The sequence below is a fragment of the Protofrankia sp. Cas4 genome (genome assembly GCF_963555915.1).
Classification (GTDB): domain Bacteria; phylum Actinomycetota; class Actinomycetes; order Frankiales; family Frankiaceae; genus Protofrankia.
This window is the reverse complement of record NZ_CAUVXL010000258.1, coordinates 1-10974: the sequence shown is the minus strand read 5'-3', so window position 1 is coordinate 10974 and position 10974 is coordinate 1. Positions and strand designations below refer to the sequence as shown.

The 10974-nt window shown below is 69.3% G+C and carries 7 protein-coding genes; 1 reads left to right on the top strand and 6 read right to left on the bottom strand.

Annotated elements, in window-relative coordinates; translation table 11 throughout:
- Positions 1-84: 84 nt before the first annotated feature.
- The 6 genes from U9979_RS23300 to U9979_RS23275 all read right to left on the bottom strand — a co-directional run bounded on the left by U9979_RS23300 (position 85) and on the right by U9979_RS23275 (position 8286).
- A complete protein-coding gene (locus U9979_RS23300; protein WP_322780969.1) occupies positions 85-1536 on the bottom strand; it encodes a hypothetical protein in 1452 nt (483 codons plus the stop codon).
- Between the two features lie 68 nt (positions 1537-1604).
- Positions 1605-2480, bottom strand: a complete 876-nt coding sequence (locus tag U9979_RS23295; protein WP_322780968.1) for an OmpA family protein — start codon at positions 2478-2480, stop codon at positions 1605-1607.
- The gene (locus U9979_RS23290; protein WP_322780967.1) at positions 2461-4962 is read right to left on the bottom strand and encodes an Hsp70 family protein; all 2502 of its coding nucleotides are present in this window, start codon (positions 4960-4962) and stop codon (positions 2461-2463) included. Before U9979_RS23290 ends, U9979_RS23295 begins: the two co-directional genes overlap by 20 nt.
- Positions 4963-5064: 102 nt before the next feature.
- Positions 5065-5595, bottom strand: a complete 531-nt coding sequence (locus U9979_RS23285) for a hypothetical protein (RefSeq protein ID WP_322780966.1) — start codon at positions 5593-5595, stop codon at positions 5065-5067.
- On the bottom strand, positions 5588-7174 hold the full coding sequence (locus tag U9979_RS23280) for a hypothetical protein (RefSeq protein WP_322780965.1): 1587 nt from the start codon (positions 7172-7174) through the stop codon (positions 5588-5590). The genes U9979_RS23285 and U9979_RS23280 overlap by 8 nt, the downstream gene beginning before the upstream one ends.
- Positions 7171-8286: a serine/threonine-protein kinase gene (locus tag U9979_RS23275; RefSeq protein ID WP_322780964.1), complete on the bottom strand. Its 1116-nt coding sequence runs from the start codon at positions 8284-8286 to the stop codon at positions 7171-7173. Before U9979_RS23275 ends, U9979_RS23280 begins: the two co-directional genes overlap by 4 nt.
- A gap of 584 nt (positions 8287-8870) precedes the next feature.
- Here U9979_RS23275 and U9979_RS23270 point away from each other — a divergent pair.
- Positions 8871-10670: a serine/threonine-protein kinase gene (locus U9979_RS23270; protein ID WP_322780963.1), complete on the top strand. Its 1800-nt coding sequence runs from the start codon at positions 8871-8873 to the stop codon at positions 10668-10670.
- The last annotated feature ends 304 nt before the right edge of the window (positions 10671-10974 follow it).

Sequence of the window (10974 nt, the reverse complement as noted above, 5' to 3'; positions counted from 1 at the left end):
ACACCCGAATGGAGAGGTGACGTTCCGGTCCTGGGCGGTCAAGGCCGGCGCATGCTCCAGCGACTGCTGGCACCCCACAGGCGGTCACGGACTGATCAGTGGTCGGAAGGCGGCCTGTATCTGGGAATCGGAGGGGCTGACGTACTGCTTCGTGTCGTAGCCGACGCGGTCAGGGCAGCTTGTGCCGCTGATCTCCACTCTGGTGTCGGTCACGAGTCGTCCGGTTCGTAGCTCGTAAACGCGAACGCGCAACGCCACCCGGTAAAACGTCACGTTACTGCTGATGCCTAAAAATTGATATTGGCAGGTGGCGACCGCAGCTCCGAACTCGGCGTTGCCGACGCAGAGCACCCGGGTGGCAGTGGTGACGTCATCGGTCCTCCACTCGGCGGGGAGATTGTCCACGTAGTCTTTGTTGCCGACTATCAGTGCGCGGTTCGGCCCGCCGGAAGGGGCGGCTGCGTACGGTACCGGAGCGGAGCAGTACGCCGGTTGGTCGGAGTCCGGCGACTCCAGCAGACGGCGTAGGGTCGCCAGCTCGGCCTCCCGTTCGCCGCGTATCCTCGCATCCTCGGCATCCCGCTCGCGGCGTATTCTCGCATCCTCGATCTTCTGGTTGGCCTGTTGTATTCCCTCTCGGGCTTTGGCGGCAAGATTGTGGCCGGGGTACTGGTCGAGCAGCTGCTGGTATTTCGCCCGCGCATTCTCCCAGTCCCCGGCCGCCAGGAACGTGTTGCCGCAGTCGACCAGCGCCGCAGGCGCGAGCTGTGGGACGACCTGGGCGGCGCGGTCCAGCCCATTGCCGCCGGGCGGCCGCGCGGCGAGCCACGTGAGGATCTTCACGGTGTTGCAGGGATCCTTGGTCGGTAGGCCGTCGAGGAACCGGTCCAATGCTCCCTGCACCATGTTCTCATGGCCGGGCAGCTCCGCGAGGATGGTGGAAAGCTGCCGGAAACCGGTGTCCAGGGCTGCGGTGTCACCGGCCCGCCCGGCGTCGAGATCACCGGCGACCGGCCGCAGCAGTGCGCATGCCTTGACCATGTTCTCGCCGTCGGCGACCGGAGAGACAGCGACCATGCGGTGAGCGGGCGACACCCTGGCCGTGGCGGCCTCCGCCCGCGGGCAGTCACCGGTGCGGTGGGCCGCGGCGACGTCCCCCTCGATCTGCGCGATGGTGAACCGGAGGAAGCCGAAGGCCAGCAGTACCGGGAGCACTAAGGCGAAGGCGATGACCCCTTGTCTCCTCGACCGGTCCGGCCGGATCCGGCCCCGGCGCGGTCGCCCACCAGCCAGATACCAGCCGTGTGCGATGACGGCCACCCACCACAGCAGCACGACGATCCCGAACCACAGTGTCTGCGCGACCGAGGCGAAGATGATGAGGAGCTCGGCTGTGATCAGGGTGACGACGACGGCGAGCTGTCCCCGGCCCAGCATCAGGTACCCACCACCGAACAGGGATGCGTTGGCAAGCGCGACGGCCAGCGGGTCGTGGGGCCGGGCCGCAGCCTTCGGCCGTGGCTCGGCCTGCGTCATGGGTACGTCCTTCCTGCTTCTCTGGCTCTCGCTCGTCGGCCGGCCGCCCGGCCTCCGTCGCCGACCACTTAAGCGGGCGGCGTGATGCGGAGGATCACCGTTCGGTTACGGGTGTCACCGGCAGGGCCGTCAGGATGAGGGGGGACGGCGTTGCCGGCCGCAGAGATCGTGAGGGCGGCGGCGGGGACGCCGGCCTGACTCAAGATCTTCGCCGCGGACGCGGCGCGGGCCAGACTCAGCGCGGTGTTGTCGGGGAACGGGCCGCCGGGGCGTACCGGGAAATTGTCGCTGTGTCCGACGATCTCGACGGCGATATCGGGTATCGCCGCCAGCCGGATACCCAGCCCGGCGAGCGCCGCGCGGCCCTGCGGGCTGGGGGTGTCGTACGTGGCGAACAGCGCGTCGTGGAAGACGACGACCACCTGGCCGCCGGCCTTGGCGATGGTGACCTCCGGTCCGGCTAAGCGCGCGGCCAGGTCCGCCGTCACATTCACCGATTCGGTGGGAGCCGGCGCGGGGGCCGTTGCAGGGGCCGGCGCGGGGGCCGCTACCGCCGGGTTGGTCCGGTCGTGGCCGAACCGCCAGCCCCCGCCGAAGGCGAGAACGACGAGCAGTGCGGCGACACCGCCCCGGACGCGGCCGCTGCCGCGGCGGGTGCGCAGTCGTTCGAGGCGGCGCAGGCCCGCTGCGGCCCCGTCCGTGGGGCCGTCCATAGCCAGCGCAGCCCGCCAGTGACGCTCGGCGTCGCCGAAACGGCCCTGCTGCGCGTGGATCCGGGCGAGCAAGTCGTGTTCCGCCGCGGTGTGGTCGCGCCCGGTCGCCAGCTCTGTGAGGAGGCTGACGGCGTGCTCGTACCGGCCGGAACGGGCCAGCGTGACGGCCTGCCCCCGGACGACCTCGCCGATCAGCGCGACGTGGGTGGTGTCACCGAGACTTGTAGACATTGCTGTAGGCCTCCGGGTCCGCCTGCCTGTCCTCGGGCGGAAGCAGGTCGATAAGCTGTCGGACCACCGTCCGCAGCCGCTCGATGTCGTTGCTGTCGACAGCGCGCTGCCCGTCCGCGATCAGGCGTGCGGCCAGGGCCTGGTCGCGCAGCTCGGACCGCTGTTCGACCAGCCGGGTGAAGCGGGCCATCGCCACGGCACCCGTCTTCCGGTCGAGCATCATGGCCAGGTGACCGGTCAGCTCGTCGACGAGGGTCTTCAGGTGCGCGGCGTCCTGACCGGCCAGCGCACGGCGAATGTCGGCGGCGAGGAGCTCGTGCCGCCGCCGGTCATTGGCGTCGCCGTATTCCTCGATCATCCCCGGCGCGTCGTGGAGCACCCGGTTCGCCCATTCGACCAGTGAGGGCCACTCCAGCGCATGTTCGACATCGTCGAGCTTCGCCCGCAGGTCCAGCATCCGCTTGCCGGCGGTGCTCGCCGCGTCCGCGTCACCGTGTTCGGTGGAGGCCACGTCGTTCTCGAGCTGATCGACTGCCCGCTCGTCGTCCAGCTCACCGAGGATGGCGAGCGCTGCCGGGTCGGACGTACGCCGCGCGTCGGCGCGCAAGGCATCCAGCCGCTCCTGCTCGGCGTTCAGCGCCCGGCGCAGCTCGGCCGGGGCCGGAGCGCTCTCGGTGGTCAGGTCGTGGACGGCGTCGAACTCCTCGTCGAGGATCGGCACGTACGCCCTGGTGGTCACCAGCCGGGAGGCGTCGATCTCGATCACCACCTCGATCTCGCTGTTGCGCGGGATGTTGCGGGCCACCTGGTCGGCGAGGATCTCCAGCGCGCCCACCTGCCGGTTGCGGTCGGCCCGGGAGTGCTCCCCCTCCAGGATCGGGATCCGCAGCAGGCCGCCCGACTGGCCGCGGGTCAGCAGCACGGTGCTCCGCAGGATCTCGCGGGCCTTGCCGGGGATCCGAGTGCCCTTGGCCAGCAGCCAGGAGACCTCGTTGCCGGCCAGCGCCACCCCGATCGAGTGGGTGAGAGTGGCGGCCGGCGCGACTGTGCCGAGGGTGTAGGTCAGCTCCGCGGGCTGAATCCGCTCGCGGGTTCCGGTCGGGTCCTCCAGGACGATCTCATAGGTGTTCCGCCGCTCGGGCTCGGCGCGCAGGGTGGTGATGAACGAGCCGGCCGCCAGCAAAATGATCTTACCGCTGTGCCACGGCGGGCGGGCCTCGGCGTTGACGAACTCGACGGTAGACCCCTCAAGCTTGCGGCCGGCCGGGCCCCGCACCACCCCGCCGACCACAGGCTCCGGATCGGAGCCGATCGGCTTGTACTCAAGGTCCACGGTGTAGGCGACGTCGGGGCGCGCCGGCTCCGCCGGCAGCCGCTGGGTCCCGGCGAAGATCGCCGCGCCGCAGGCCACGACGGTCATCGGGTCCTGGCTGACATCCAGCTCGATGCCGAGACCTTCGGTGAGCCGCCGACGCAGGTACGGCATGAGGGTGGGCCCGCCGACGAGCAGTACCCGGTCGATCTTCTCCGGCGCGAGGTGGCTCTCCCGCAGCGCGGCCTGGCAGATGTTGATCGCGCGGGCGACGAAGGGTTCGGTCAGCTGGTCCACATCCGCGCTGTGCAGCTCGTGGACGAACTCCACCGGGTTCCCGCGGGAGTCGGTGCACAGCGGGGGCTCGCTGATGTCGATCAGCGCCGATCCCGTCGAGGACAACTCGATCTTCGCGTTCTCTGCGGCCGCCTTCAGCTTCGCGATCGCCTGGGCCCAGGTGAGCTCGCCCCGGCCGAAGCCGGGAAGCGAATACTGCTGGAGCAGCGCGGGAATCAGCAGCTGTTCGACGATCGCCCAGTCGATGAGTTTCCCGCCGAGGAAGTTGTCACCACGGTGGTTGACGATGTCGAACTCGCCGTCCCGGATATGCACGACCGAGGCGTCGAAGGTTCCCCCGCCGAGGTCGAAGACCAGCCGGTAGATGTTGTCCTCGTCGCGCTGGAAACTGTAGGCGAGGGCGGCTGCGGTCGGTTCCTGCAGCAGCGGCGACAGTTCCAGGCCAGCGGCCTCGGCGGCCCGCCGGGTGGCGTCGGTCTGGTTCAGCTCGAACGCGGCCGGAACGGTGATGACCGCGGCCCGGATGTCCTCCCCGAGCTGCCTGGTGACATTCGTCTTGAGTGCCCGCAGCACGTGCGCGGACAGTTCCTCCGGGGTCAGCGCCAGACCACTGTTGGCGAATGTCGTCGCCTGGTCGCGCAGCCCCATCTTAAGCTTGAACTCGGCGGCGGCGTTCGCCGGATCGGACTCGACGCGTTCCCGGGCCCGTTCGCCGACATGGATCCGGCCGTTGCGGTCAGCGTAGACCGCCGACGGCGTCGTGTCGTGCTGGAACGCGTTCTTGATGATGCGGGCCTTCGTTCCGTCCAGGACCGCAATCGCGCTGTTGGTAGTGCCCAGATCGATGCCGAAGTCCATCGTCGATCGCGCCATCGTTCCTCCTTCCCGGTGGGACCGGTTTTCCGGTGCGTGTGTCGGGGGTCTGCGGGGGGGGCTCGTCTGGGGTCGGGTCGGGTCGGGTCAGGTCGGGTCGGGTCAGCGCACGGGAATGCCAACGACGACCTCTCCGGTCTGCACTCGCCGACCGTGGAGGTAGACGCTCGGCCGCAGGGTCTCCAGGACGATCTCGTCAGTCAGCCCGTCGGTCTGCTGGAACTCCAGGACCTGCAGGTCGAGACCGGAGTCGTATCGGGTGTGGTCGTGCTCCTGAACCTCGACCCCGGCCGCGGCGAGGGCACTCCAGAGGGAGTCGAACTGCCGCTGCAGCCGGCGGGTGTCCGTCGTGCGGCCCCTGTCCTGCGCGGTGTCGGAACTCTTTGCCGGGCCGGAGTTCTTCGCCATGTCGGAAAGGCGCCGGCCCATTCGCCACAGGCCGGTCGCGAGCTCGGCCACCGCCGGCTGGCCCAGCGCCTTCTCCGCGGCCGGGTCCGCCGCCTGCTCGCCAGGCGCCGGTACGGGCGAGGCTTCCCGGGACGCCTGGAGCACCGCGGCCCATTCCCCCGGCACGGACGGTCGGGCTATGCGGAACTCGCGGGGATACCGCCACTGGCGCAGAATGTCAGTCACTGCCGACCCCCAGCGGCCGCTCACCGCGCTGCCATCCCTTTCTGCGCAGTTCCGCTACCGGCGGGAAGGAGACGATGTGGTTCCATTGTTGTTGCGCGGCGGGCCTGACGACGGCGTTCAGGTCGACGAGGAACACGACACACGCGACGACGACGGCCAGGAAGATATATCCGCCGCCGGCGTCGGCGAACAGCATCGTGGGAATACTGATCGCGACCACGAAGTACAGGGCGCAGCGCAGCGCGGCCAGCCATCCCCGGCCCCATGAGCGGAACTGGCAGGACCGGCAACGCGGCACGGTGAGCTCCCGCTTGTTCCAACGCACGTTGGGGTATTCCCGGATCACGTCGCCGAGCATCCACATCTTGATCGCCGTTCTGGGGTCGGTCGGGTTCTCGTGACAGATCCAGCAGACGAAGCGCAGGGAGCTCGTCTCGAGAATTTTCCGGTTCTCGGCCAGCCGGTCCCCGATGGCCTCGGATGCCGCCGTCCGCTCAGCCCGGGTGAGCACTTTGGTCATCCGCATGTGGTCACGGGCGGTACCGGCGTCGGCGGTGTCCGAGAGATCCCGGGTCTGGTCGAAAGACAGCACGCAACGCAGCGTGTCGAGGGCGACCTTGTCGTGCGTGCGGGCCCGCGTCAGCTCCTCGGGGGACAGCAGGAGATCAAGCCGTTCGAGCAGCCCCGCGGAATCGGCGAGGATGCGCTCGGCCTGGTCCAGACCATTCTTCCGAGTGTCGGTGGCCACCTGGACGGCGTCGTCGCACAGCGTGGCGATCTGGTCGGCCCAGGGCGCGCCGGCCGCCCGCAGGGCGGCGTCGAGCGCATCCCGGGCTGTGTCCCCCAGCTGTGCGTCGCGCATCGCCGCCAGCTGCCTCTCGGCCCGACCGATATCGTCGGCCGCGATGGCGGCGACGACGATCTCGGCACCGATCCTCAGCAACGCGCTAGGCAGCGCCGAGCGAATCCCGGCGGCGAGGCTTTCGTCAAGCCGGGCGTTGGCGGCGTGCCTGATGCGCGCCACCAGGCTGTCCCAGACCCGATCGTCGCGCAGGACGAGCCCCCAGCGGCGGTAGACCGACACCCAGTCGGGCTGCGCGGTGTCGGCGGCCAGTTCGGCGTCGAGTGCCCGTACGTGCTCGAGCACCGCGAGGTTGTGGACTGCGCTCGCGGCGTCCGCGGGCACCGTCAGGTCGCTGTTCTGCGCCGCGGTGGTCCAGTGCCGGACCGTGGCGTCCGGATCGCCGGCGGCCAGGGCGGCGAGCGCTGCGTCCTGCGGACCGCCCGATTGCGCCGGCCAGAGCCAGAAGAACTCGTCGACCAGCCGCTGGCGGGGATCGCCCAGCCGGTCGAGAGCGGCGCGGATGTCCCCGGCGGACGGGGTCGGCGCCAGCGGCAGGATGTCCGAGGTCGGCAACTGCCCATCGGTCTTCTCGATGACGGCAAGTCTGTCGGCCATCCGTCTGATCTCCCGTCCGGTGGACGAGAGTGCCAGGCCGGTCACCCGGAAGGCGTTCTGCCGGTAGATCTGCGCAGACACCCGCTGCAGCGGGTCGACGTCGGTGTCCTGGGTCGTCACATCGTCACCCCCTTACGCCACAGCCGGATCCGTGACACGTACTGGTCACGTAGCCCGGGCCATTTGTTGAAGGCTTCCTCCATCAGATCGGCGGCCTTGTCGCACTGGCCCGCGGTGGCGAGGGCCACCGCCTGGCGAGCCATCCCCAGCGCCGCGGCCCCATCCGCGGGCGATGACCGACCGAGCACATTCTTGCCCGCGGCGATCTCCCCGGCCGGCCCCGGTTCCTTCTCTCGCGGCCGCGGCGGCGCCGGGCTCCCTGGCTGCCACGCATCCAGGTCGGCGAGCATCTCGGCGGCCGACGGGTAACGCTTCGCCGGGTTATAGGACAGCGCCCGGGCGACGATTGCGTCCAGTGTTCCGTCCACCGCGTACCGCAGCTCGCTCGGCAGCACGAGCGTGCCCGTGTTCCAGGCGGCCGTGATCGGGGCGCCGGCGGAGCGCATCGGATATGGAAGCCGGTCGGTCAGCAGCAGGTAGAACACCGCGCCCAGAGCCCAGACGTCCCCCGGCACCGACGCGAGATGCGGGTGGAGCAGGGTCTCCGGCGCCATGAAAGCGATGGTTCCCTGGGAGCTGGCCAGCAGGGTCAGGGCACTGACCTTCTTGGCAAGCCCGAAATCGCTGATCCGCACACGCAAACCGTCCCCGTCGTAGCCGACCAGTATATTCTGCGGCGTGATGTCCCGATGGACGATCGGCGGGGACTTCCGATGGGCGACCGCCAGCCCACGCGATATCTGCCGCATGACGTCCACCGCGGTCGGGATGGGCACGAACCCGTCGCCGTACGACGACCAGAAATCGTGCAGGGTACCGCCGGCCACGTATTCCATGGTGAAGTATGCGTATACCCCGTTGTCCGTCTCGACGGTGTTCGCCTCAAACACGCGGATGATGTTGGGGTGACCCATGCCGGACAACAGCATCGCCTCGCCGAGTGCGTCATGCACCTGTTCCCCGGACATTCCTACCTGCCGGAAGACCTTCATCGCCTGCCGGCCCAGATACGGGTGATCGACCCGGTAGACCTCGGCAAAAGCCCCCCTGCCCAGCAGCCGGTCAACCGTGCAGGTATCCCGGATGACCTGCCCCTCGCACAACAGGACCATACGTGAGACCTCCGGCAGCACAAATCCAGATGTTCGTTATCGCGCGCCGACTTCCGCCGCCGGCTCCAGAACCTGGGCGACAGATTTTCGGCCGGGTAGTTGAGCGCTACACCTCCACCACAATCTCCACGGAGAGATACGAGATGTTACCGGAGGGTGATGATCGTCGGTATCCGTCGCAAAGCTCTCACCCAAAGCCTCGTCCAGGCTATACAGAAGAACAGCGACGGGGGGCGACGGGGGATTTTCTCGCAAACATTTGCAGACGTCGTTCGCTGTGACCAGACGATTGATGATCATCCAGCGGGCCAGATCCGCCGAGTCCGTTCATCGCATGTGTCAGGTCCCTACCCGCGCGGGAGATTTGGTGCCGGTCGGGATCGGATGAAAGGCCACATCGGATGGAAGGCCACCCAGCCGAGATGGCAGGCAGTCCCGGCAATCCGTGGTGTTCCGGGGTCCTGGGGCGCTCTAAGCTGGCTCCACCATGGTGATGCTGTGATGATCCGGGTCGTGACGACAGAACGGCCAACAGGACGGCCAACAGGACGGCCAACAACACGACCGGGCTGCCGGGGCGTTTGGTGATTATCGAGCGGGCGCGGGTTGCCGCGGCGGTGCCCAACTACGTCCTCGGCGAGTATCTGGGCTCAGGGGCGTTCGGGCTGGTGCTGAAGGCAGAGCACCGGCGGATGCGCCGACCGGTGGCGATCAAGGTGATCCCGGCCGAGACGGCCGAAGGCGAGCGGATCGACTTCGCCGCCGAGGCGCGGGTGCTGGGCGGACTGGATCATCCGCATGTGGTCCGGGTCTACGACTACATCGAGGCCGACGACTTGTGCCTCGTGGTGATGGAGCTGCTGGCCGGGGGCACGCTGACCCGGCGGCGGGGCACGCTGACGCCGGAGCAGGCGTGTGCGGTGGGCCTGGCGGTGGCCGCGGCGTTGAGCCACGCTCACGACCACAGTGTGCTGCACCGCGACGTCAAGGCCGACAACATCCTGTTCGCCACGGACGGGACGGTGAAGGTCGTCGACTTCGGCATCGCGAAGCTGTTCGAGGGGTCGGCGACCACCGCCAGCAAAGTCGCCGGCACGCCGGTCTACATGGCGCCCGAACAGATCGAGGGCGGCCGGCTGTGCCCGGCGACCGACCTGTACTCGCTGAGCATCGTGCTCTACCAGCTCCTGGCCGGCCGGCCGCCATTCGACCCGAAACAGCCACTGCACATACTGTGGCGCAGGCAGCTGACCGAGCCCGCCCCGCCCATGGTCGGGGTGCCCGCACCGGTCGCCCAGGTGGTGCTGCACGCGTTGGAGAAGGACCCAGCCGCCCGCCACCCGGACGCCGCCGCGTTCGCCCTCGCCCTCGCCCTCGCCACGGCCGCGGCCTACGGCGCGGGCTGGATCACCCGAGCCGGCCTGCCGCTGCACCTCGACGACGCCGTCCGCCACGCCGCCGAGCAGCCGCCAGCCGCCGACGTGCCGACGGTCGCCCACACCCTCGTCACCGCCCACACCCTCGTCACCCCCGGCCTCGCCGCCGCCAAGCCCACGACCGTCGCCAAGCCCACGACCGTCGCCGGCGACGATGCGACGGAGGAACAGCCCGAAGGCGAGCGCCTGGACACCCCCGAATCCACCGAGGGCGTGTTCGCTCGCCTACTGCGGACTCACGGCCCCGACCACCCCGACACCCTGGATGCGGCGAACAATCTCGCCATCCGGCTGAGCGCCCTCGGTGACCATCAAGCCGCCCGCGAACTCGACGAGGACACCCTCACCCGGCGCCGCCGAACCCTCGGGCCCGACCACCCCGGCACCCTCAACTCGGCCCACAACCTTGCCGTCGACCTCGCCGAGCTCGGCGACCGTCACGCCGCCCGCGACCTGTACCAGGACACCCTCACCCGGCGCCGCCGAACCCTCGGGCCCGACCACCCCGACACCCTCAACTCGGCGAACAACCTCGGCATCCTGCTGAGCGCCCTGGGCGATCACGAGACCGCCCGCGAACTCGGCGAGGACACCCTCGCCCGCCGCCGCCGCGTCCTCGGGCCCGACCACCCCGACACCCTCAACTCGGCCTACAACCTCGCCGTACGGCTGAGCGCCCTCGGGGACCACCAGGCCGCCCGCGAACTCGGCGAGGACACCCTCGCCCGGCACCGCCGCGTCCTCGGGCCCGACCACCCCGACACGCTCACCTCGGCCTACAACCTCGCCATCTATCTGGGCAAACTCGGCCGGTACCAGGATGCCCGTGCACTCGGCGAGGACGTCCTGGCCAGCCGCCGCCGGATCCTCGGCCCTCGCCACCCCGATACCCTCGGCGCCGAGGAAGCCCTCCAGTGGTGGATCCACCAGGATTCGGCCGGCGCGTAGCGTGTAGTACCCGACGTTCGTCCAGAAGGACCCGCGTCGTCGGGCCGCCAGCCACCACCCGAAAGAATCTGACATGCCGCGCCCATTTCCACGGCGACGGGTCGAGAACGGAACCTCGGCAGCCGCGACCGTTACCGAGACCGCGCGGGTGGCCCTCGCATTCAGTCCCTTCCGTCTCCACGGCATTACGAAAATCTCAAAAACCCGGATCCTCCCAAGTCAGAGGCACTTTCCCGTCACCGGGGCACCCCCACCGCCACGATCAAACAGGCTCCGGCGTGAACAGCCGGGATTAAGAGCGCCC